The sequence below is a fragment of the Amycolatopsis sp. EV170708-02-1 genome, from assembly GCF_022479115.1.
In the GTDB taxonomy this organism is placed as follows: Bacteria; Actinomycetota; Actinomycetes; order Mycobacteriales; family Pseudonocardiaceae; genus Amycolatopsis.
On sequence record NZ_CP092497.1, the window covers coordinates 5,303,762 to 5,326,912 of the forward strand.

At 69.4% G+C, this 23,151-nt stretch carries 16 protein-coding genes and 3 pseudogenes; 11 read left to right on the forward strand and 8 right to left on the reverse strand.

Annotated features, from left to right (window positions below; all coding sequences use genetic code 11):
• Together MJQ72_RS44870 and MJQ72_RS24100 are read left to right on the forward strand one after the other, a co-directional pair.
• A pseudogene (locus tag MJQ72_RS44870) lies at positions 1–1,868 on the forward strand (Na+/H+ antiporter).
• Between the two features lie 18 nt (positions 1,869–1,886).
• Positions 1,887–2,573: a histidine phosphatase family protein gene (locus MJQ72_RS24100; protein WP_240593202.1), complete on the forward strand. Its 687-nt coding sequence runs from the start codon at positions 1,887–1,889 to the stop codon at positions 2,571–2,573.
• On the opposite strand, the gene MJQ72_RS24105 is transcribed toward MJQ72_RS24100, so the two are convergent.
• The 3 genes and pseudogenes from MJQ72_RS24105 to MJQ72_RS24115 all read right to left on the reverse strand — a co-directional run bounded on the left by MJQ72_RS24105 (position 2,536) and on the right by MJQ72_RS24115 (position 4,408).
• Entirely contained in the window at positions 2,536–3,303 is a 768-nt protein-coding gene (locus tag MJQ72_RS24105; protein WP_240593203.1) for an ABC transporter permease, read from the reverse strand. The genes MJQ72_RS24100 and MJQ72_RS24105 overlap by 38 nt on opposite strands.
• A 29-nt stretch (positions 3,304–3,332) precedes the next feature.
• Positions 3,333–3,803 carry an MmpS family transport accessory protein gene (locus MJQ72_RS24110; protein ID WP_240593204.1) on the reverse strand — a complete coding sequence of 157 codons (471 nt, stop codon included), beginning with the start codon at positions 3,801–3,803 and terminating at the stop codon, positions 3,333–3,335.
• A gap of 201 nt (positions 3,804–4,004) precedes the next feature.
• Positions 4,005–4,408, reverse strand: a pseudogene (locus MJQ72_RS24115) (NUDIX domain-containing protein).
• A 30-nt stretch (positions 4,409–4,438) separates the two neighbouring features.
• Between MJQ72_RS24115 and MJQ72_RS24120 the strand changes: the two are divergent.
• The gene (locus MJQ72_RS24120; RefSeq protein WP_240593205.1) at positions 4,439–5,125 is read left to right on the forward strand and encodes a helix-turn-helix domain-containing protein; all 687 of its coding nucleotides are present in this window, start codon (positions 4,439–4,441) and stop codon (positions 5,123–5,125) included.
• Here the strand turns inward: MJQ72_RS24120 and MJQ72_RS24125 are convergent.
• Complete coding sequence (locus tag MJQ72_RS24125; protein ID WP_240593206.1) at positions 5,056–6,579, reverse strand: FGGY-family carbohydrate kinase; 1,524 nt, start codon at positions 6,577–6,579, stop codon at positions 5,056–5,058. The genes MJQ72_RS24120 and MJQ72_RS24125 overlap by 70 nt on opposite strands.
• Positions 6,580–6,693: 114 nt before the next feature.
• On the opposite strand from MJQ72_RS24125, the gene MJQ72_RS24130 reads away from it, so the two are divergent.
• The 3 genes from MJQ72_RS24130 to MJQ72_RS24140 all read left to right on the forward strand — a co-directional run bounded on the left by MJQ72_RS24130 (position 6,694) and on the right by MJQ72_RS24140 (position 9,337).
• Positions 6,694–7,674 (forward strand): LacI family DNA-binding transcriptional regulator, encoded by a 981-nt coding sequence (locus MJQ72_RS24130; RefSeq protein WP_038511357.1) that lies wholly within the window; start codon positions 6,694–6,696, stop codon positions 7,672–7,674.
• A 329-nt stretch (positions 7,675–8,003) separates the two neighbouring features.
• On the forward strand, positions 8,004–8,585 hold the full coding sequence (locus tag MJQ72_RS24135; protein ID WP_240593207.1) for a DNA-binding protein: 582 nt from the start codon (positions 8,004–8,006) through the stop codon (positions 8,583–8,585).
• A gap of 95 nt (positions 8,586–8,680) precedes the next feature.
• Positions 8,681–9,337, forward strand: a complete 657-nt coding sequence (locus tag MJQ72_RS24140) for an RES family NAD+ phosphorylase (RefSeq protein ID WP_240593208.1) — start codon at positions 8,681–8,683, stop codon at positions 9,335–9,337.
• A 57-nt stretch (positions 9,338–9,394) separates the two neighbouring features.
• Here the strand turns inward: MJQ72_RS24140 and MJQ72_RS24145 are convergent.
• A pseudogene (locus tag MJQ72_RS24145) lies at positions 9,395–11,355 on the reverse strand (S9 family peptidase).
• Between the two features lie 30 nt (positions 11,356–11,385).
• Entirely contained in the window at positions 11,386–12,360 is a 975-nt protein-coding gene (locus tag MJQ72_RS24150) for a TerC family protein (protein ID WP_240593209.1), read from the reverse strand.
• A gap of 319 nt (positions 12,361–12,679) precedes the next feature.
• On the opposite strand from MJQ72_RS24150, the gene MJQ72_RS24155 reads away from it, so the two are divergent.
• From MJQ72_RS24155 to MJQ72_RS24175, 5 genes are all read left to right on the forward strand, one after another.
• On the forward strand, positions 12,680–15,589 hold the full coding sequence (locus MJQ72_RS24155; RefSeq protein ID WP_396426870.1) for an alpha/beta fold hydrolase: 2,910 nt from the start codon (positions 12,680–12,682) through the stop codon (positions 15,587–15,589).
• Positions 15,582–16,541: an ABC transporter permease gene (locus MJQ72_RS24160; RefSeq protein ID WP_240593211.1), complete on the forward strand. Its 960-nt coding sequence runs from the start codon at positions 15,582–15,584 to the stop codon at positions 16,539–16,541. The genes MJQ72_RS24155 and MJQ72_RS24160 overlap by 8 nt, the downstream gene beginning before the upstream one ends.
• 258 nt (positions 16,542–16,799) lie before the next feature.
• Positions 16,800–17,222 carry a hypothetical protein gene (locus MJQ72_RS24165; protein WP_240593212.1) on the forward strand — a complete coding sequence of 141 codons (423 nt, stop codon included), beginning with the start codon at positions 16,800–16,802 and terminating at the stop codon, positions 17,220–17,222.
• Between the two features lie 42 nt (positions 17,223–17,264).
• Complete coding sequence (locus MJQ72_RS24170; RefSeq protein WP_240593213.1) at positions 17,265–18,038, forward strand: enoyl-CoA hydratase/isomerase family protein; 774 nt, start codon at positions 17,265–17,267, stop codon at positions 18,036–18,038.
• Between the two features lie 69 nt (positions 18,039–18,107).
• Positions 18,108–19,517 (forward strand): S28 family serine protease, encoded by a 1,410-nt coding sequence (locus MJQ72_RS24175; protein ID WP_240593214.1) that lies wholly within the window; start codon positions 18,108–18,110, stop codon positions 19,515–19,517.
• Positions 19,518–19,591: 74 nt separating this feature from the next.
• Here MJQ72_RS24175 and uvrB read toward each other — a convergent pair whose 3' ends face one another.
• Positions 19,592–21,748 carry an excinuclease ABC subunit UvrB gene (gene uvrB, locus MJQ72_RS24180; protein ID WP_315860743.1) on the reverse strand — a complete coding sequence of 719 codons (2,157 nt, stop codon included), beginning with the start codon at positions 21,746–21,748 and terminating at the stop codon, positions 19,592–19,594.
• Positions 21,749–21,800: 52 nt separating this feature from the next.
• Positions 21,801–23,111, reverse strand: coding sequence for a DUF5685 family protein (locus MJQ72_RS24185; RefSeq protein WP_240593215.1), 1,311 nt, complete (start codon positions 23,109–23,111; stop codon positions 21,801–21,803).
• Positions 23,112–23,151 lie beyond the last annotated feature (40 nt).

A 23,151-nucleotide genomic window follows, 5' to 3' on the forward strand; every position in this document is an offset into this window, starting at 1 on the left:
ATGAGCGGCGTGGAGATCGCGGTAGAACTCGTGGCATTGGTGGTGGCCGTCCTCCTGGTCACCGCCGCGGCGCGGAAACTCGACTGGTCGGCGCCGCTGTGCCTGATCGCGGTCGGGGTCGTCGCCTCGTACGTGCCGGGCGTCCCGGAGTACGAACTGGATCCGGAGGTCGTGCTGCTGGGGCTGTTGCCCCCGCTGCTGTACGCCACCGCGATCCGCACGTCGCTCATCGACTTCCGCCGCAACCGCGGGCCGATCCTGCTGTTGTCGGTGGGGCTCGTCATCTTCACCACGGCCGCGGTCGGGGTCGTGGCGTGGCTGGTGATCCCCGGTCTGCCGCTGGCCGCCGGGCTCGCGATCGGCGCCGTGGTCGCGCCGCCGGACGCGGTCGCGGCCACCGCCGTCGCCCGCAAGGTCGGGATGCCGCGCAAGCTGACCCGGCTGCTGGAGGGCGAAAGCCTGTTCAACGACGCGGCCGCGCTGGTCGCGTTGCGGACCGCCATCGCGGCCATCGCCGGTTCGGTGAGCCTGCTGCAGGTCGGCGGCGATTTCCTGCTGGCCGCGGCGGCGGGCTGGTGATCGGGTTCGCCGTCGGCGCGCTCGCCGCGCTGATCCGCACCCGCCTCGAAGACCCGGTCACCGACACCGCGCTTTCGCTGGTGGTCCCGTTCGTCGCCTATCTGGCCGCCGAAGCGATCCACGGTTCCGGCGTGATCGCCGTGGTCGTCGCGGGGCTGATCCTCGGGCACAAGGCGCCGAGCATGCTTTCGGGTCGCTCGCGGCTGGCCAGCAGGCTGAACTGGCAGACCATCCAGTTCCTGCTGGAGAACATCGTCTTCCTGCTGATCGGGCTCCAGGTCCGCCGGATCATGACCGAGGTCGGCGACAGCGGGCTGACCGCGCTGGAACTGGTGCTGATCTGTGCCGCCACCCTGGCCGCGACCATCGTCACGCGAATCATCTGGATGGCGGGGATCGGCCTGGCGCGCCGCGTGTTCCGCCGTCACGCCTGGCCGTGGCGGTACTCGGCCGTGATCGCCTGGGCGGGGATGCGCGGCGTCGTCACGCTCGCGGCGGCGTTCGTGCTGCCCGCGGACACCCCGCAGCGGGCCGTGCTCGTGCTGGTCGCGTTCGTGGTGGTGGCGGGAACGCTGCTGTTGCACGGGACGACGTTGCCGGTGCTGGTCCGCCGCCTGAAACTGCCGCCGCCCGATCCGGCCGAGGACGCGCTGCAGGAGGCGGCCGTGCTCCACGACATGACCAGGGCAGCGCTCGAAGAACTGGAGAAGATCCGGACCCCCGAGGACCCGGACGACATCGTCGAACGCCTGCGCAGCCGGCTCCAGCACCGATCGGACTCGGCCTGGGAGGAACTCGGCAGGCAGAGTGCGCTGTCCGAGACACCGAGCGACGCGTATCGGCGGCTGCGGCTGCGGCTGCTCGAAGTCGAACGGGAGAAGTTCCTGGAGGCGCGTGACTCCGGGATGGCCGATGATGATGTCCTGCGCCGGATCCTCGACCGCCTCGACATCGAGGAATCCATGCTGGACAGGGAGGAGGAGACCGTGCCGGACTCCGATCGGGAACTGCGCACCCCCGCCGCGACGGCGGGATCCTGCAAACATCTGACCAAGAACTGGCCGTCGGTCGAACCCAGCTCCCCGGACGTCTGCGCCGTCTGCGTCGAGAACGGGATGACCTGGGTGCACCTGCGCGAATGCGTCAAATGCGGGAACGTCGCCTGCTGCGATTCCTCACCGGGCAAGCACGCGACCGAGCATTTCCACGACACCCTGCACCCGGTGATGCGCAGCCACGAGCCCGGCGAGACCTGGCGCTGGTGTTTCGTGGACAAACAGCTCGGCTAGCTCGGTAGGGTCCGGGGTATGAGCACCCCTGAGCAGGAAGTCGAATACCGCCAGCACCGGTTCTCACCTCCCCCGGGCGCGACCGAGATCTTCCTTGTCCGCCACGGTGAATCCGCCCCGGCGAAGGGCGACAACCCGTTCGACCTCGTCGACGGGCAGGCCGATCCGGACCTGGCGCCGGAAGGCAGGGACCACGCCGAGCGGGTGGGGCGCCGTCTCGCCGACGAGCGGATCTCCGCGCTGTATGTGACGACGCTGCGCCGGACACCGCAGACCGCGGCACCGCTGGCGGCGAAGCTCGGGCTCACGCCGGAGGTCGAGCCGGACCTGCGCGAGATCCACCTCGGCGACTGGGAGAACGGCCTCTTCCGGCGCTACACCTACGAAGGCCACCCGATCGTCGAGCAGCTGTGGCGCGAACAGCGCTGGGACGTCATCCCCGGCGCGGAGACGATGGAGTCGTTCGGCGGGCGGATCCAGGCGGCCATCGGCAGGCTCGCCGCGGCCAACCCGGACCGGAGGATCGCCGTGTTCACCCACGGCGGCGTCATCGGCGAGGTCTTCGCTCAGGCGAGCGGCGCGAAGAACCGGTTCGCCTTCCTCGGCGCGGACAACGGCTCGATCTCACATCTGGTGGTGTCGGGCGAGAACTGGCTGGTGCGGCGGTTCAACGACACGTCGCATCTTCAGTCGCCTTTCGGCTGATCCGGCCCGCCGCGACCAGGTGCACGACGACCAGGACCGCGACCGCCTCGGCGGCCAGCAGCCCGATCAGCACGAGCACCTGCGTCACCCCGGCCTGTACCGGCCCGGCGCCACCGAGGAGGACACCGACGTAGGCGCCGGGCAAGGTCACCAGGCCGACGGTCCGGGTCTGGTCGAGGGCCGGGATCAGCGCGTGCCCCGCCGAAGGGCGGCAGATCTCCAGCGCGGCCGGGCGGGGAAGGAAACCCAGTGCCAGCGCGGCTTCGTACTCGCCGTGCCGGGACACGAGTTCGTCCAGGGCCCGCCTCGCCGCCTGCGAGGTCGCGGACATCGCGCCGCCGATGACGATCCCGGCGATCGGCACGATCGCGATGGGCCGCCACGGGACCACTCCGGTCGCGAGGACAAGGGTCAGCACCGGCACCACTCCGGACGCGATGGCGAGCGCGACCCATGCGAGATCCTTCGCCACCCCGATCCGGCGCGCGGAGGTGACCGCCGCGATCGTGAACATCAGCAGCACGAACCCGCCGGTCAGCCAGCCCGATTTCAGGATCCCGACGATCACCAGCGAAACGGCGCTAAGCTGCACGACGGCGCGCGCGGCCGCGAACAGCACCGCCTTGCCCTGCCCCAGCCGTCCGAAGTGCACCACCGCCGCGCCGAAGATCGCCAGCACGGCCAAGACCACGGCGAGCACCGGGCCGAACTCGATCGCACCATCCGTCACCCGGATGATCCTGCCTTAGGACGTACAGGTCACCGGTGCGCCCGGGCGGGCGCGGTGCGGTCGCTGACGACCTCGCCGTCGACGAGGATCCGGCACCGCAAGGCACCGCTACCCGAACCCTGCGCGGAGAGGCTGTAGAACTCGTCGTGGCCTTCCTGGCTCTCGCGCTCGAACGTGGTGCTCCACGGCGCTGTCACCTCGGTCTTCTGCAGGAGCTCGGAACCCTGCGCGACGTAGGTGACGTTCTGGGCGCCCTTCGCGCCGGAAAGTTCGTAGACGACCGAGTGGATCACGGTGCGCACGGCGGCCGCGGCCTGTTCGACCCGCGGCGCGGGCGCGCTCTGCACCGGGCGCGAGGCCTTCGGCAGCATGTAACCGGTCAGGGTGACGGCGACGGCCACCACCCCCAGCACGACCACGACGGTCCCCAGCGGCTTCAGCCTGCCGGGGGCACCCGGCCCCGGCGCCGATGCCGGAGGGGTCGCGGTGGGAACACCCATGGAGAGGTCTTCTCTCGTCCGAGCGCACTTCCGTCGAGTGCGTCGACTACTTCTCGTTCGAAGGTGACTCCGCGTTAGCCGTTATCGGGAAGAAACCCGATATTCACCCTTTTGGGTGTCCCAGTGAGCGGAGAGGGCCTGGTCATGGGGCGATCGGCGTAAACACAGTGAGCCGAACAGCTCACTTTGAGTGATACAGCGTCAATCGACGAGACCCGTGCCGGCGAGCAGCCCGAGCACCCGCCTGCCCGCCGGCGGCAGAGGTGGGCGTCGGCCGAGGACAGCCACGCGGACTCCGCGATCTCGCGTCCCGGCACGGGCTCCCCGCGGTGTTCGGCGGTGTAGCAGGTCATGCGGACACGGCGGCCGTCCGCGTAACCGTCGGCCTGCTCGTTCAGCACCGCGAAGAAGCGGAAGCTCAGCGGGTCGAGCTCGACGCCGAGCTCCTCCCGGATCTCCCGGCACAGGCCGGCGACGTCGCCTTCCCCCGGCTCCCGCTTGCCTCCCGGCAGGTAGAACTTGGCCTTGCCCTCGGTCCGCACCGACAGGAGGCGGCGGTCACGGACGTGGATCCAGGCCAGTGAATCGATCTCTGCTTCGGACACGGCCTGATTCTGTCGTAGCCCGGGGGCATCATGGCAACCGTGTATCGGGAGAGGACGGCACCCGGCGGCCTGGAGGGCGTGGTGCGCTGCCTGTGGGAGGACGCGGGCGGAGCGCCGAAGCGGATCGTGCCCGACGGCTGTGTGGATCTCGTGGAATGCGACGGCGAGGTCTTCGTCGCCGGGCCGGACACGGCGCCCTGGACCTGGGAGGCCGGCGAGCGGGCGCATGGCGTGCGGTTCGCCCCCGGCCGGGCGAGCGACGTCCTGGGGCTGGGTGCCGACGAGCTGCGTGATCAGCGCGTCTCCCTCGGCGATCTCTGGGGCAAGGAGGGCGAGCTGCTGGCCGAGCGGGTGCTCTCCGGCGCCGCTTCGCTGACCGATGTCGTCGCGAGGCGCCGGGCCGGGCGAGCCGACCGGGAGATCTCGGAGCTGATCGCCAGGCTGGACGGCGGCGCGCCCAGGGTTTCGGCCGCGCTGAAGCGGTTCGCCACCGGGGAGCGGCAATTGCGACGGCGGTTCACCCTCGCGGTGGGCTACGGTCCCGCGACCTACCTGCGTGTCAGCCGGTTCCAGCGCGCCATCGGCCTGTCGGGGTCGGCGCCGGATCTCGCCTCGCTGGCGTTCTCGGCGGGATACGCCGACCAAGCTCACCTGAGCCGGGATTGCCGGGAGTTCTCCGGGCTGAAGGCGAGTGAGTTCTTCCGCGCCAGGAAGTGAGCGATGTCCACTGTGGACCGATATAGATCACGGTAATGCGGATAGAACTCGTCGTAGACATCGGCGTCCGCGCTCGGACGGACGATTTCGGCGACGGGGTTCCAGGCTTCGACATCCGGCTCCCGTCCCAGTGCGACGGACGCGAGAACGGCGTTCCCGAACGCGGCACCGATGGTTTCCGCGGGGATCTCCTGCTCGATCCGCGCGACGTCGCTGACGATCCGCGTCCACACCCCGCCCTGTGTCCCACCGCCGACGGCGACGATCCGGCCGGTGCCGCCACCTGCCTCCCGCATGGCTTCCAGGTTGTGCCGCACCCCGTACGCGGTGCCTTCCAGCGCCGCGCGATACAGATCGGCGCGATCGTGGGAAGTGGTGAGCCCGGCGATGACGCCCCTCGCGTCCGGATCCGGCACCGGTGTCCGTTCTCCCGCGAAATACGGCAGCATCAGCAAGCCGCGGCTGCCCGCCGGGACCTCGCCCGCCGCCGCGGCCAGTTCTCCGAACTCTCCGCTGACGAGCTCCCGCAGCCAGTCGGTGATCGCGCCGGAGGTGGCCATCCCCGCCGCGAGCGAATAAGTACCGGGAAAAGCGCCGCGGGTCGTCCACAACCCCCGCCCGGGGCGGGGATCGGAGAGCATCTGGACCAGGAACATCGTGGTGCCGTACATGAGCATCGTGTCCCCGGGCGCGGTGACCCCGACGCTGGTCGCCTCGGCCCAGGCGTCCACCGTGCCCGCCGTCACCGGGATCCCTTGCGGCAGGCCGGTTTCCGCGGCTGCCTCGGCGGTGACCCGGCCGGCCACCTCGGTCGGCCACGCGAGCCTGGGCAGCTCTACGCCGGGGGCGATCGCGGCGACCCGGTCCGTCGCCCAGCGGGCCTCGCGCAGGTCGTACATCGGGTCGCATTGGCTCGCGGAGTGATGGTCGAGGACGTATTCACCGGTCAGCCGCAGCACGAGGAACGAACTCGCCATCAAGAAGAGCTCCGCACGGTCGAACACGTCCGGTTCGTTCTTCGCCAGCCAGCGCCATTTCGGCCCGACGGCCTGCGAACCGAGCGCGCTCCCCCCGCGTTCCACAATGGATTCTTCGCCGAATTCCTCGTTCAATTCCCGGATTTCGTCGAATGCGCGGGTGTCGACGCCGTAAAGGATCGCGGGGCGCAGCGGTTTACCGGAAGCGTCGGCCGGTAACAGCACCGGGCCGATCCCGCTGACCGACACCCCGATGATGGGATGATCCTCCGCGCCGGCCGAAAGTTCTCTCGCGAGGGCGAGGAAGTCGTGCCACCACACGGTTTCCGCGTCGTGCTCGAACCAGCCGGGACGGGGCCGGGAAGTCTCGTGCGGCCGGGACGCGCGCGCCACCACCGTGCCCCGGGAATCGACGAGGACACCTTTGGAACTCGAAGTGCCGATGTCGATGCCGAGCACCAGGCCCGGTTCCCCCACGACCCCTCCGAACTCTTCCGCGCGAGTAGCGCGATCAGCGGATGGTAACGATTGTCGGTCAAGCTATTCTTCCCGTGCGAAGGTGTCAATACACCTGCAGAAGGGGAGGTCACGGTGGCCACCATCAACGACGTGGCGGCGAAGGCCGGGGTTTCGACGGCGACCGTGTCGAGGACGCTCAACGGCAAGTCCACTGTGGACCCGGTACTCGCGGCACGGGTGCAGGCCGCCGCCGCGGAATTGGGCTACCACCCGAACGGCCTCGCGAGGAATCTGCGCCGCCAGGAGACCGCGGTGCTCGCGCTCATCATCTCCGACGTGGAGAACCCCTTCTTCACCGCGATCGCCCGCGGCGTGGAGGACATCGCGCAGACCGCGGGCTACTCGGTGGTGCTGTGCAACGCCGACGACAACGAGGAGAAGGAGCGGCGCTACATCGACGTCGCGCTCCAGGAGCGGGTCGCCGGCGTGGTGCTCTCCCCCACCGGCCGGGCCACCAACGTCGACCGGCTGACCGAACGCGGCACCCCCGTGGTCGCCGTCGACCGGCCGCTGCTGAAGAACACCGGCGACCAGGTGCTGGTCGACACCAGGCTCGCCGCCCGCGACGCGACCCGGCATCTGCTCGACGGCGGCTACCGGCGGGTCGCCTGCGTCAGCGGGCCGCCAGGGGTGCGCACGGCCGAAGACCGGCTGGCCGGCTACACGGACGCCGTCGGCGAGGGGAACGCGCTCACCCGGCGGGCCGAGTTCCGCGCCGAGGGCGGCAGGCTCGCCGCGCTCAGCCTGCTCGACGAGCCCGAGCCGCCGGACGCGCTGCTGGTCGGCAACAGCACGATGGCGATCGGCGTCCTGGAGGCGCTGGCTTCACGCGGCCTGCGCTCGGGGCAGGACGTGGGGATTGTGTCGTTCGACGACGCGCCGTGGACGACGCTGATCGATCCGCCGCTGACGGTGGTCGCGCAGCCCGCGAACGAGGTGGGCAGGGTCGCCGCCGAGCTGCTGCTCGCCCGCATCGGCGACAGCACGCGCAAGGCCACGACGACCACGTTGCAGGCGAAACTGATCGTGCGCCGGAGCTCACGGCGCGACTGACGACCGGAGAGTGCACGACGTGCCTGGGCGACCGGTTCGCACCGGCCGCCCAGGAACGCCCCACCCCCTTGTTCCCCCAAGCCGGCCCCACACCAGCCGGGTTCTCCGAAGCGGTGGGAAGAAATCGTTTACCTTTCGGAAGGTAAGTTCCTCCTTACCACCTGTCAAGCCGAAGTCCTGGACAAGCTCGCCCGATCCGGGCACACTGTGGCGATATTCCCTACTGCACGTGTTTGATTCCGTGCGCTCTGTGTTCATCTCTGGTGAATTCACCCACGAAATCGAGATGAGACCGCACGAACCCGCACAGACGCGTTACCCTAGGCGTTATGTCGATAGCGCTCGAGAACGTTCTCGCCAAGGCGGGCCTGAAGGTCGACGCCAACGAGTTCCTGAACCTCGTCGAGGACGCGGCGCGGAGGCTGACCCCACCGAACCCCGACCCGTCGCACTACTTCTCGGCGGACCAGCGAGCCGCGCTCACCGACGTCGGCCTGGACCTCTCGCCCCGCGGCGAGGCCGAGCCGGACTTCCGCGCCCGGACGGTCGCCGCGCACGCCGTGCTCGCCGATTCCGCGCTCAGCGTGCTGGAAGCGGCGAAAACGCTCGGCGTGGACGACAGCCGGATCCGCCACCGCCTGAAGGAGGGCAGGCTCACCGGCTGGAAGGACCAGGGCTGGCGGTTGCCCGCCTGGCAGTTCGCCGGCTCCGGGGTGCTGCCCGGCCTGGAGGTCGTGCTGCGCGCCGTCCCCGAGGACCAGCCCGCGCTCGTCGTCGCCGCGTTCATGAGCACCCCGCAGACCGATCTGGTGATCAACGAGCATCCCGCCACCCCGCGCCAATGGCTCCTCTCCGGCGGCGATCCCGAGCACGTCGCGAGACTGGTGGCCACGCTGGGGTCGCCGTTCTGAGATCTTTGCCCGACGACGGAATTTCAGTCGGGGGTAGGCCGTAGGCTGACCCCAACGAGCAAGATCACCCGACAAGGACGGACGACTCCCGAGGTATGGCCCGGCTCCCCCTGCCGCCCGCACGCTCTGTCCTGGTCAAGGAGCTGCACCGCACCAACGACGTGGTGGCGGTGCACCCCGGCACCAGGCTGGTCAGGATCTTCACCGCGCACGGCAACCACCCCCAGCAGTGGAATTCGTTCCGCTACAGCGGCCCGCTCCCGCACGGCCGTTTCGACCCGCAGACCCCCGGTCGCGGCGGTCGCCCGGTCACCGACCCCGGCAACGGCGTCCTGTACTTCGGGCTCACCGTGCGCACCAGCATCGCGGAGGTCTTCCAGACCACGTCGACGGTCGACCGCAAATCCCGCGGCCCGCGTCTTGTGGTCGTCCGGCCGACCCGCACGCTGCGGCTGCTCGACCTCGCCGGCCTGTGGCCGACCCGGGTCGGCGCCTCGCAGGAGATCTCCAGCGGCCCGAAGAAGATCACCCAGGCCTGGGCGCGCGCCATCCGCGCCGCCTTCGGCGACCTCGACGGGGTCTGGTACCGGTCGTCCATGGACTCCGGCGGCCCCGCCCTCGCGCTGTGGGACCCACCGGCCGGGAATTCGCTGCCGGTCGCGCCCGACGTGCTGCTCCCGCTGGACCATCCGGGGCTCGACGTCCCGCTGGGCCGGGTGTGCGAAGAGCTGAACTACACGCTGCTCAGCTGAGCTTCGGGCCTCGTGAGTGGCAAGGACGGTTAGAACCGTCCTTGCCACTCACGAGACTCAGAGGTGACGGCCCCACCACTCGAGCACGGCGTCGAACCGCTGCACCCGGTGCCGGGGCAACCCCGACCGCGTGAGTTCGTGCCCCTCGCCCGGGAACAGCAGGAACTCGGCAGCGACGCCGTTCTGCCGCAAGGCCACGTACATCCGCTGCGCCTGTTCCAGCGGGCACCGCCAGTCCTGCTCGGAGTGCACGACCATGAACGGGATGTCGATCTTCCCCGCGTACGTCAACGGGCTGCGCTTGCGCTGCTCGTCGGGATCGTCCCCGACGTAACCCCCGGCGAAGAACCAGCCGATGTCGGAGCTGCCGACGAACGAGTCCCAGGCGTTGACCGCGCGCTCGCTCCACGCGGCGCGGAACCGGCCGCCGTGATGCGCGGCGAGCCAGCTGGTCATGAAACCGCCGTACGAGCCACCCATCACGCCGACGCGATCACTGTCGAGGTTGGGCAGTTTGAGCGCTTCGTCCAGCAAGGCCAGCAGATCGTCCGCGTCCACGGTGCCGAAGCCGTGGACGATGCTCCGGCCGTGGCTTTCGCCGTAGCCGGCGGATCCGCGCGGGTTGCCCAGGACGACGGCGTAGCCCGCGGCGGCGAGCACCTGCGCCTCGTCGAAGACCTTCCATTCGTACGGCGCGAACGGTCCACCGTGGACCATCAGGACCACGGGATGCGGTCCGTCGCCCTCGGGCCGGACGATCCAGCCGTGGACCGGGTAGCCGTCGGGAGCGGTCGTGTCCAGTTCCTCCAGCGGCAGGATCCCGGTGTCCCGCAACGCCTTCGAGTAGTCGGTGAGCACGCGCGGCTCCCCGTCCGAGAGCAGCACGACGTCGCCGGAGCTCTCCGGCGTCCCGATCACCGCGACGATCCGTTCGCCGTCGACGGCGAACGACTTCACCGCGGTGCGCTCGCCCGCCAGGCGCCGCAACGTCTTCAGCTCGGCCAGTTCGGCCTCAAGGGGGACGGCGCGCAGCTCGGCGGCACCGCGGGTGCGGACCACGACGAGGACCTCGTCACCGAGGACGACCGGAGGGCTCGCCGCGTTGTCGCAGTCCACCGTTTCGACGTCGGTCAGCCGCCGCGGCGACGAGGTCTCGGCTCCGGAGGGCCAAGAGGCTTGCCAGAGCCCGGTGTTGCGGGCGATCTCCTCCTGGCCGGAGAACTCGGTGCCGTAGAAGAGGATCGAACCGTCCGGCGCGACGACCGGCCGGTCCGCGGTGCCCAGGGACCGGACGAGCAGCCGAGGTTCGCCGCCGGCCGCGGGCACCGAGTAGACGTCCGAGCGGACGGTGTCTTCGGCGGCCCAGTCACGCGGGGCGGTGAACAGGACGTGCTCGCCGTCGTCCGTCCACGAAGGATGATCGACGTCGGCCCGGTCGTCGGTCAGCGGCGTGAGCTCGGCGGGCTCCTCCTCGTCGAGCGCGGCCGCGGTGTCCACGACGAACAGACGCTGTGGACGGTCGTTGAGGAAACCCGCGTCGTCGACGCGGTAGAAGAGGTTCTTGATATGCCGCGGCGCTTCTTCGGACGGCTCCGGCGTTTCGCCGTCCGCGTTCTCGGTGCCGTAGCGGCCCGGCTCCGGCACGCGGGCGACGAAGGCGACGCGGCGGGAGTCCGGCGCCCAGACCGGCGCGCCCGCGCCGAGGGGAAGATCGGTGATCCGCTTCGCGTCGCCGCCGGCCGCGGGGATCACGTGCACCTGCGGCTTGGCCACGCGCCCGGAGCCCTCACCCGCCCGGAGGAAGGCGACCCACCGGCCGTCCGGCGAGATGGCGGGGCGGAGTCCTTGGCCCCGTGGGTCCAGGGCCCTTCCCCGCCACCGCCGAGGTCGACCTTGTGCAGGCGGCCGCGGTAGCTGTTCGTCTTCAGATCAGGCCTGCTCACCGCGGTGAGCAGCAGGTCGCCGCGCAGCGCGAGGATGCCGGGGACCGTCAGGGCTTCGATGTCAACGGGACGCACGGCCCCGACGGTACCCGATCCTTAGCAGCTCTAACTACTGATTGAAGACTCCCGCTCCGCGGCTTCCAGCTTCTTCGCCTTGGCGAGGCTGGCCACCGTCGTCACGCTCAGGACCACGACGATGACACCCAGGGAGACCCAGTTGTTGATGTCCAGCCAGTCCGGGACGACGTGGTACTCGTGCAGCGCGTGCAGGAACAGCTTGGCGCCGATGAAGGCGAGGATCACCGCGAGGCCGTAGGACAGGTACACCAGCTTGGTGACCAGGCCACCGAGCAGGAAGTACAGCTGGCGCAGGCCCATCAGCGCGAACGCGTTGGCGGTGAAGACCAGGAAGGCCTCCTGCGTGATACCGAAGATCGCGGGGATCGAGTCGACGGCGAACAGCAGGTCCGCGCTGCCGATCGCGACGATCACCAGGAACATCGGGGTGATCCAGCGCTTGCCGTCTTTCTTCACGAAGGACTTGTGCCCGTGCCACTCCTCGGTGACCGGGAAGAGCTTGCGCACCCAGCGGGTGAGCGCGTTCTCCTCGTATTCCTCTTCTTCGTCCTTGTTGCGGACCATGCTGACCGCGGTCCAGATGAGGACGGCGCCGAAGAGGAAGAAGACCCAGACGAACTGCGCGATCAGCGCGGCGCCCACGGCGATGAACACGCTGCGCATGGCGAGCGCGAGCAGGATGCCGATCAGCAGCACCCGGTGCTGGTGGATCGCGGGCACCTTGAACGACGTCATGATGATCATGAAGATGAACAGGTTGTCGACACTCAGCGAGTACTCGGTGATGTACCCGGTGAAGAACTGGACCCCTGGGTCGTGTCCGGCGAACACCCAGACACCGACGCCGAAAGCGATGGCCACGGCGATGTAGAAGATGACCCACCGGGCGGCTTCGCCGGTGGTGACCTCATGCGGCTTGCGATCGACGATGACCAGGTCCAGCGCGATGAGCGCGAGCAGGCCACCGACCGTGGCGATCCATAGCCACAGGGGAACAGACATGTATCCAACCCTCCGGATAGTGCACAGCAGCGACTAACCGGAGGTCTCTTCCGCCGGTGCGAAACCGGCCGACGGTGCCGGGGGCCTGCGAAGGCCACCGTGCTGACGACACCGCCGCGAAGGAATACTCCCCTCACAGCTGGTCCAGTTTGACCTGTCTGTACGTCTGACGCCAGTTAAGGTTGCCCTTGTCACCAAGATGATGGCGTAACTCCCGTCACACCCACCTCTTCTCCCTCGCGGGGTTACCCGTTCCGGTGGTGGCCACACATCACGCTTGTGTGGTCCCTGTGTGCTGGAGGAGCGACTCTCAGGTTCGGTGAAATACGGTCATTCCGTGCCCCGAATCCCGCTCCCTCGTACGCGAAGCGCGAAGCTCACCGCGCTCGCCGCGGTCGTGGTGGTCCTGGCCGCCGCGGCCGTCGTGTGGACGAACAGCGAACCCGCCCCGTCCGCGGTCAGAACCCAGGACAAGACCCTCGATCTGCCCGAAACCCCGGGCTCGTCGGAGGTCGTCAAGATCGACACCACCACGTACCTGCCCGAACAGACCCCGGCTCCGGCCGTGCTGCTCGCCCACGGTTTCGGCGGTGACAAGAACAGTGTCGCCACCGAAGCCCGTGAACTCGCCGACAAGGGCTTCGTCGTGCTGACCTGGTCCGCGCGCGGTTTCGGCCGCAGCACCGGGAAGATCGCGCTGAACGACCCCGACCGCGAGGTCGCCGACGCCCGGAAGCTGATCGACGCCCTGGCCGGGATGCCCGAGGTCCTCACCGACAAGGGCGACCCGAAGGTGGCCGTGTCCGGCGCCTCGTACGGTGGCGCGCTCTCCCTGTTGCTCGCCGGGACCGACAAGCGGGTCGACGCGATCGCGCCGGTGATCACCTACAACGACCTCGCGCAGGGCCTCTTCCCGAACGCCGCCGCCCCGGCCGCGCCGAACGCCGCCACCCCGGCCGCCGGCGCGTTCACCGCGGACGGCGTCTTCAAGAAGTCGTGGGCCGGCATCTTCTTCTCCGCCGGTTCCGGCGCGGCGCAGTCCGGCTCCCCCGCCAACGACGCGCCCGAAGCCGGTGACGAGACGAGCGAATCCGGTGCGGCACAGGGCACGGGCGCGGCGGGGGCCGCGGCGCAGTCGCTGCCACTCGGCGGCCCGGACGGGCAGCGCCCGCCCTCCGGCCCCGCGGACCCTTGTGGACGGTTCACCGCCGAGGTCTGCCAGGCCTACACCGAACTCGCCACCACCGGGAAGGCGAGCCAGAAGACCGTCGACCTGCTCCGCCGGGTGTCCCCCGCGTCCGTGACGGACAAGATCACCGTGCCGACCCTGCTGGTGCAGGGGGAAAGCGACACGCTGTTCGGGTTGGACCAGTCCGACGCGACCGCCCGGCAGATCTCCGCCGCGGGCGGCAAGGTCCGCACGATCTGGTACACCGGCGGCCATGACGGCGGAAAGCCAGGACAGAAGCTGCGCGCGCAGATCGCCGACTTCCTCAAGTTCTCCCTCACCGGGCAGGGCACCGATCCCGGCACCGGGTTCAGTTACGACATCCAGGGCACACTGCGGGCGAACGGCGCCCCCTCGGTCCGGACCGTCAGCGCCCCGGCGTATCCGGGAGCGACCAGCGACGCCACCGAGCGGCGGCAGTTCGCCTTGGCGGGCCCGGCGCAGTCCGTGGTCCGGCCCGCCGGCGGCAATCCCGCCGCGGTGAGCGGGATCCCCGGATTGAACGGCGCGGTGGCGGGCTCGTCGCGGCTATCCGGGCTGTTCAGCCTGGACCCGCCGGGGCAGGCCGCGCAGTTCGCGACGCCGCCGCTCGACGCGCAGACGATCGCGGCGGGTTCCTCGACGGTCCGGCTCCAGGTCTCCGCGGATCCCTCCACCGGGACCCCGCAGAAGGAAGCCGTCCTGTTCGCGAAACTCTACGACGTCAACTCGGAAGGCGTCCGCACGCTTCCGGCCAACTCCGTCGCGCCGTTCCGCGTCACGGGCCTGCCCGCCGACGGCAGTCCGGTCGAGGTGACGGTGACCCTGCCGGGCATCGTGCGGCCGCTGGAGGCCGGGCACACGCTCCGGCTGGTCGTCGGCACGACGGACCAGGCGTTCGCGACGCCGGTCGAGCCCGCGGTGTTCCGCATCGGGCTGGCGGACGGCGGACGGCTCGCCGTCCCGGTCGTGCCCGGCAACTCCGTCGGCGCGGGTGCGCCCATCGCGCAGCTGCTCGGGATCGCCGGGACGCTGCTCGCGGGTATCGCGATCACGGTGATCGCCGCGTTCCGCCGCCGCCGCGCGCACGACGTCGACGAGAGCCTGGCGAAGACGCCACTGGTGATCGAAGGTCTGCGCAAGGCCTACGCGGGCGGTTTCGTCGCGGTGAAGGATCTGTCCTTCCGGGTCGAACCCGGCCAGGTGCTCGGCCTGCTCGGGCCGAACGGCGCGGGCAAGACGACGACCCTGCGCATGCTGATGGGGCTCATCACCCCGACCGCGGGCACCATCCGCGTGTTCGGCCACTTGATCGCGCCCGGCGCGCCGGTGCTGTCCCGGATCGGGTCCTTTGTGGAGGGTTCGGGCTTCCTGCCGCATCTATCCGGCAAGGAGAACCTGGAGCTGTACTGGGCGAGCACGGGCCGCCCGAGGGACAAGGCGCATTTCGCCGAGGCAGTGGAGATCGCCGGGCTCGGCGACGCGGTGAACCGGCGGGTCCGCACCTACAGCCAGGGCATGCGGCAGCGGCTCGCGATCGCGCAGGCGATGCTCGGCCTGCCGGAGCTCATGGTGCTCGACGAACCGACCAACGGGCTCGACCCGCCACAGATCCACCAGATGCGCGAGGTGCTCCAGCGCTACGCGGCGACCGGGCGCACCGTGGTGGTCTCGAGCCACCTGCTGGCCGAGGTCGAGCAGACCTGTACGCACGTGGTCGTGATGCACCGCGGCATGCTGGTCGCCTCGGGTGAGGTCGGCGAACTGGCCGCGTCCAGCGGCGAGGCGACGTTCCGCGTCGACAAGCCCGCCGAAGCGGCCGAAGCGCTGCGGAAGGTCGGCGGGGTTTCCGGCGTCGACGTGGACGGGGAGCTGGTCCACGCGGATCTCGACGGTCTCGCGCGCGCCGAGGCGGTCGCCGTCCTGGTGCGGGCCGGGGTCGCGGTCGAGCAGGCCGGGCCGCGGCGCCGTCTGGAAGACGCGTTCCTGCAGCTGGTCGGAGAGGACTCGAAGGGTGAGTAAGACCAATGGTTCCGGCCCGGTGACCCGGGCGGATCACGGAGTGCACACCGATCCGGCCGCCTTGCTGGAGCTGACGGAGGTCGCGTCGCACGAACCGACCGAGGTCGGCCCCGACGGGGCGGTGGCGGGGTACCGCGCCGACCGGACGCTGAGGCTCGGTGTCGAACTGAAACGGCAGCTCAAACGGCGGCGGACCCAGCTGATGCTGGGGTTCGTCGCGCTGCTGCCGTTCATCCTGGTGATCGCGTTCGAGATCGGGCAGGCCAACCCGAACCGCCGCAGCGGCGGCTTCGTCGACCTCGCCACCGCGAGCGCGCCGAACTTCGTGGTGCTCGCGCTGTTCGTGTCCGGGACGTTCCTGCTCCCGATGATCGTGGCGTTGTTCTACGGCGACACGATCGCGAGCGAGGCGTCGTGGTCGAGCCTGAAGTACCTGCTCGCGATGCCGGTCCCCCGGCATCGGGTGCTGCGGCAGAAGGCGATCGTCTCCGGCATCCTCTCGGCGGTCGCGCTGATCCTGTTGCCGCTGGTGTCGCTGGTGGTCGGCGTCATCTGGTACGGCGCCGGCGACGCGATCAGCCCGACCGGGGACGCGGTGTCGTTCGGCGACAGTCTCATCGCGATGGGGCTGGCGACGATCTACATCATCCTGCAGCTGGCGTGGGTGGCCGGGCTGGCGATGCTGCTCTCGGTCGCCACCGACGCCCCGCTGGGCGCCGTCGGCGGCGCGGTGATCGTCGCGATCGTCTCGCAGATCCTCGACCAGATCACCGCGCTCGAAGGGCTGCGGGACTATCTTCCGACGCATTTCGCGTTCTCGTGGATGGATCTGATCTCGACCGACATCGACTGGACGAACATGGCCAACGGCATGGTGTCGGCGGCGTTGTACGGCACGGTGTTCTTCCTCCTCGCCGGCCGCCGGTTCGCGACGAAGGACATCACCAGCTGAGAGCGTTTCAGCACTGGAAAACGACCGGGGTCCACCGGGAAGACGAAATCTTCTTCCCTGGTGGGCCCCGGTTTTCACTGGCCGTGGCGACCTTCACCCATTAGCGCCGGTAACCGGTGTTTCATGCGCATGAGAACATCTGTTTTCCGATCATCGACTCATTGGGTGAAAAGCTCCCATTCACCTTCGGAGACCTCCGGGTAATCCTTATCTTCAGTGAATAAGGTGCCGACGCGAGAAGAAAGCGGGGACGTCACCATGACCCAGTCAGTCGAGACCCCGGTCCAAGAATTCTCTCTTGATTGGACCATGAGCGCCGGCAAGGGCGGCCGGGTCGGATTCGCCGTCTCGGGCCAGGTGACGCTTCTCGACAACAATCGCTTCTACAAGATCGACGGGGTCCTCTACATCTCCGAGGGCAGCACCTACTGCCGCGATATCGGCAACCCGCATCTGTTCGTCCGGCGCAACGGCGTCGAGGAGAGCGGCAGGCAGTGGGGCTGGGAGACCATCTGCAACCGCAAGTCCTGCAGCAGGCTGTGCTCGATGGACGCGTACTTCGTGCGCACCGGCTACTGGGCGCCCGCCGACCGCGCCATCCAGCTCAGCATCGGCGCCGAGACCGGCTGGAACCGCAAACGGTCCTTCAGCCCGACGGTCACCGTGCGCCTCAAGGACTAGCGGTCCACTGTAGATCCCCGCGGGCTCCGGTACGGTCGGCCCATGGCCACCTCCTCGATCCGCGTGGACGACGAAGGCGGGATCGCCGTCGTCACCCTGCAGCACGGCAAGGCGAACACCCTCGACACGGAGTTCTGCCAGGAGCTCATCGTCCGGCTCGAAGACGTGCAGCTCGGCGGTTGTCGCGGTGTCGTGCTGACCGGTACCGGCGGCATCTTCTCCGCGGGCGTCGACCTGCGGCGGGTGCACGACGGCGGCACGGGTTATCTCGAGGACTTCTTGCCCGCGCTGTCGGACGCGTTCCTCTCGGTGTTCGGTTTCCCCGGTCCGGTGGTCGCGGCCGTCAACGGACACGCGATCGCCGGCGGGGCGGTGCTCGCCGCCGCCTGCGACCGCCGCGTCCTCGCCGACGGCCCCGGCCGGATCGGGATCACCGAGCTGCTCGTCGGTGTGCCGTTCCCGTTGGCGGCGCTGGAGATCCTGCGATCCGGCTTCGGCGCCGACATCCTCGCCGAACTCGCGTTCCTCGGCGAGACCCATCTCCCGGCGGACGCGCTCCGGCTCGGCCTGGTGAACGAGGTGACCGCGCCCGGGAACGTCGTCGAGCGGGCGGTGGAGGTGGCCAGGAAACTCGCCGAGATCCCGGCGGCCGCGTACGCGCACACGAAGGCGCAGCTGCACCGGCCGTTCCACGAGCGGATCGCCGAACACCGCACCGGCGACGACGCGCACGTCCTCGAACTGTGGAGCTCCCCCGAAGCCCGCGCGGCCATCAAGGCCTATGTCGACCGGGTGCTGCGCGGCTCGACCGGATAGGCGATTGCCCACCGGCGGTGACTCTGTGAGTATCCGACCGCTCAACAGGTCCCGATGGGGAGGGCATGGATGCGGAAGCTCACGGCCGCGTGGTCGATTCTGGCGATCACCGTTCTCGCACTGGCCGGGCTGACCCCGGCCGCACAGGCGGCACCCGAAGACATCAAGGAAGCGCTCGGGAGGATCCCCGGACTGACCGTCGTCTCCGAGAACCCGGCGCCGACCGGATACCGGTTCTTCAAACTCACCTACACCCAGCCCGTCGACCACCGCCGGCCGGACAGCGGCACCTTCGAGCAGCGTTTCACGTTGCTGCACAAGGAATTCCGCTCGCCGACCGTGGTGTACACGAGCGGGTACAACGTGTCGCAATCGCCCAACCGCTCGGAGCCGACCCAGCTCGTCGACGGCAACCAGCTGTCGATGGAATACCGCTTCTTCACCCCCTCGCGTCCGGAGCGGCCGAACTGGGGCAAGCAGCTGACGATCTGGCAGGCCGCCGCCGATCAGCACCGCGCCGTCGAGGCGTTCAAGCGGATCTATCCGGGCAAGTGGCTCGCGACCGGCGGCAGCAAGGGCGGTATGACGGCGACCTACTTCCGTAGGTTTTTCCCGGACGACGTCGACGCGACGATCCCGTACGTCGCGCCCAACGACGTCATCAACTCGCACGATCGCTACAACGCCTTCCTGGCGAACGTCGGCGACGATCCGGCCTGCCGTTCGGCACTGAAGGCGATCCAGCGTGACGTGCTGACCCGGCGCTCCGAGTTCGCGGCGCTCGCCGCCGCCGACGCGGCCAAGAACGGCTACACGTTCAAGACCGTCGGCTCGGCCGATGTGTCGCTGGAGATCTCGGTGATCGACTCGTACTTCGCCTTCTGGCAGTACCAGAGGCAGTCGGACTGCGCGACGATCCCGAAGGCGGGTGCCCCGGCGGCCGAGGTGTACGCCTGGTTCGAACGCGTCGAGAGCCTCAACACCTACTCCGACCAGAACCTCGAGGTCTACGTCCCGTACTACTTCCAGGCGGCCTACCAGCTCGGCGCCCCCGAGTCCTACGAAGGCTATCTCCGGGATCTGCTGCGCTACCCGGGCTCCAACGTGTCGCGGACGTTCGTGCCGAAATCGGTCGACATCCCGCGGTTCGACCATCTCGCGATGCCGGACATCGACTTCTGGGTGAAGTCGCGGGGCAAGCGGCTGATGTTCGTGTACGGCGGGAACGACCCGTGGGGTGCCGAGCCGTTCAAGCTCGGCTTCGGCACGAAGGACTCCTACAGCTACACGGTGCCGGGCGGGAACCACGGCGCCCGGATCTCGCAGCTTCCCGCCGAGCAGGCCGCCGAAGCGACGAACACCGTGCGGCGGTGGGCCGGTCTGCCGCCGGTTTCGCCGGGCGTCAGCATGCGCTCGGCGCCCGCCGGGTTCCCCGACTTCGACGCCGACCTGACCATGCTGGAGCGCCGTCGCCTCTGACCGGCCTCACGCGTTTCGTCCTCTGAATGCGGTACTTGCACACGCAACGATCGCATTCAGAGGACGAAACGCGGCTACTTGATGCCGGCCGCGTCCATTCCCCGGAGCTCCTTCTTGAGGTCCGAGACCTCGTCACGCAGCCGGGCCGCCAGTTCGAACTGCAGGTCGCGCGCGGCCTGCATCATCTGGTCGGTCATCTGCTGGATGAGGTCGGCCAGTTCGGCGCGCGGCATCCCGGCGACGTCCTTGTCCGCGAGCATCCCGGAGCTGCGTACACGGTCGCCCTGCTCGGGCTTCTTGCCACGCGAGGAGTTCCGGCCCGAGCCACCGACGGCGACCGACTCCGTGTCCTCGGCCTCGCTGTAGACGCGGTCCAGGATGTCGGCGATCTTCTTCCGCAGCGGCTGCGGGTCGACACCGCGTTCCTCGTTGTAGGCGACCTGCTTGGCGCGGCGGCGATCGGTCTCGTCGATGGCGTGCTGCATCGAGTCCGTGATCTTGTCCGCGTACATGTGCACCTCGCCCGACACGTTTCGCGCCGCGCGGCCGATCGTCTGGATCAGCGACGTGCCACTGCGGAGGAAGCCCTCCTTGTCCGCGTCGAGGATCGCGACCAGCGACACCTCGGGCAGGTCGAGACCCTCACGGAGCAGGTTGATGCCGACCAGCACGTCGAAATCGCCGGCGCGCAGCTGCCGCAGCAGCTCGACCCGGCGCAGCGTGTCCACCTCGGAGTGCAGGTACCGCACCCGGATACCCAGCTCCAGCAGGTAGTCGGTGAGGTCCTCGGCCATCTTCTTGGTGAGCGTGGTGACCAGGACGCGCTCGTCCTTCTCGGCCCGCTCGCGGATCTCGTGCACCAGGTCGTCGATCTGGCCCTCGGTGGGCTTCACGACGACCTTCGGGTCGATCAGGCCGGTGGGCCGGATGACCTGCTCGACGAACTCGCCGCCCGCCTGCCCCATCTCGTACGGCCCCGGCGTCGCCGACAGGTACACCGTCTGCCCGATCCGGTCGCTGAACTCCTCCCAGGTCAGCGGCCGGTTGTCGACCGCGCTGGGCAGCCGGAAACCGAAGTCGACCAGGTTCCGCTTCCGCGACATGTCGCCTTCGAACATGCCACCGATCTGCGGGACGGTCTGGTGCGACTCGTCGATGACCAGCAGGAAGTCTTCCGGGAAGTAGTCGATGAGCGTGGCGGGCGCGGAGCCGGCGGAACGGCCGTCGATATGCCGCGAGTAGTTCTCGATGCCGGAGCAGAACCCGACCTGGCGCATCATCTCGATGTCGTACGCGGTGCGCATCCGCAGCCGCTGCGCCTCGAGCAGCTTGCCCTGCTTCTCCAGCTCGGCCAGCCGCTCCTCCAGCTCGGCCTCGATGCCGCGGATGGCCTTCTCCATCCGCTCCGGGCCCGCGACGTAGTGCGTGGCCGGGAAGATGCGGACCTCGTCGACCTCTTTCACGATGTCGCCGGTGAGCGGGTGCAGGTAGTAGAGCTTTTCGATCTCGTCGCCGAAGAACTCGACGCGGATCGCCAGCTCTTCGTACGCCGGGATGATCTCGACCGTGTCGCCGCGGGCGCGGAAGGTGCCGCGTGCGAAGGCGATGTCGTTGCGGGTGTACTGCACGTCCACCAGCGCGCGGAGGAAGACGTCGCGGTCGAGCTGTTCGCCGACCTTCAGCTTCGTCGACCGGTCGAGGTACGACTGCGGCGTGCCGAGGCCGTAGATGCACGAGACACTCGCGACCACGATGACGTCACGCCGGGACAGCAGGTTCATCGTCGCCGAGTGCCGCAGCCGCTCGACGTCGTCGTTGATCGACGAGTCCTTCTCGATGTAGGTGTCCGTCTGCGCGATGTACGCCTCGGGCTGGTAGTAGTCGTAGTAGCTGACGAAGTATTCGACCGCGTTGTGCGGGAACAACTCCCTCAGCTCGTTCGCCAGCTGCGCGGCGAGCGTCTTGTTCGGCGCCATCACCAGTGTCGGCCGCTGGACGCGCTCGATCAGCCAAGCCGTCGTCGCCGACTTGCCGGTACCCGTGGCGCCGAGGAGCACGACGTCCTTCTCGCCCGCGTTGATCCGGCGTTCGAGCTCGTCGATGGCCGCCGGCTGGTCACCGGCGGGTTTGTATTCGCTGACCACCTCGAACCGGCCGCCGGTCCGGGGGATGTCCGTGACGGGGCGGAAGTCCGACTGGGCGAGCACGGGGTGTTCGGTTGCGAAAGCCACGGGAACCAGAGTAGGCGCTGGGTCCGACAGTTTCTTCGATCCCCTGGTCAGCTCAGCATGAGCAGTCACAGCAGTTGCAGCAGTCACAACCGTCACAGTTGTTGCACCAGGCCTCGTGCGGCTTCCCGCTCCACGACCCGGGGAACGGGTCCCGGCAGCAGAACTGGCAAGAACAGCACATGTAGGTCGCCACCGCGCAGCCGAAGAAGAACCCTCTCGGCTGGGCCGGCACCCGGAACTTCGGCGTCCAGCAGCAGCCGCCCTGGCCGTCGGTCGGCGGGCCGCCGTGCTTCCGTTTCTTCTTCGGCGGCTCCTGCGGCGGGCCTCCGCCACCGGGAGCGCCCTGCGGCGGGACAGGCCTCGGCGGCGGCGCCTGGTGTCCGCCCTGCGGGTAGGGCGGCTGGGGGTAGGGCTGTTGCTGATACGGCTGGTGGGGATGCTGTTGCGGCCGGGGCCCGGGCCCGATCCAGCCCGGCGGCGGCTGCTGGGGGCCGTGCCCGTGACCGCTGAGGTTGTGCCCGAAGGACCGTCGCACCGCCTGCCGCAGTTCGTGCACGAGCAGCGCGTGAATCAGCTTCGGCTGTTCGAACCTCACTTCGCGAAGGGCGAGTTCGACACCGAGCACGGCGTCGTCGCACAAGCGTCGCGCCTCGGCGAGACCGGTGCCGGTGGCCGTCAGCGGGTTCCACGCCCCGGCGGCCTCGTCCTCGGCGAGGTCCTCGACGGCGTCGAGCAGGTGAGCCGCCCTGCCGAACAGGCGCCCGGCCTCGGCCAGCGGCGCGGCGTTCTCCGGACGGCCCGCGAGGACCGCGGTGTGCGCGAACGCGGCCGCCGTCGCCAGTTCGGCCGGTTCGGTGGCGAGCACGGCCGAATCACCCAGATGGAGGGCGCGTTCGATCTCGCCCTGCCGGTCGACGGCCTCGGTCAGGACAGCCGTGTCGAAGCCGATCCGGACGCCCGTGCGGCTCCCCTGGTCAGCCCAACGCGTCGCGACCCGCTTCGCAGCGAGAGCGACGGAACGCCGCGCGAAGGCGCCGTCGCGATCCTCGACGTGGTCACTGATCTTGGCCGACGCCAGCACCAGGGAGACTGCCGCCGCGAGCTGGGCACCGCCGCCCTTCGCGACCGACGTTCCCTTCATCGCCCGAAGCGGGCAGGGGCCGGCTTCGCGCCGCCCCTCCGCACGCGGCGACTGGGCTTCGACGAGCGCCGAGATGATCAAGCCGTCGTAGTTCGTCACCATTCGGGCGAGATGTCCGTGTTCGTCGCGCAGTGCCAGGCAAAGACCGCAGAGATGGGCGAGCCAGTCCGCGTGCAGCCCTGCGGAAAGCCGGTGGCGGCACGGCCTGATGATCCCGAACATACGTCGACTCCCACTCACCCCTACGGCGCAACCAGCGCAC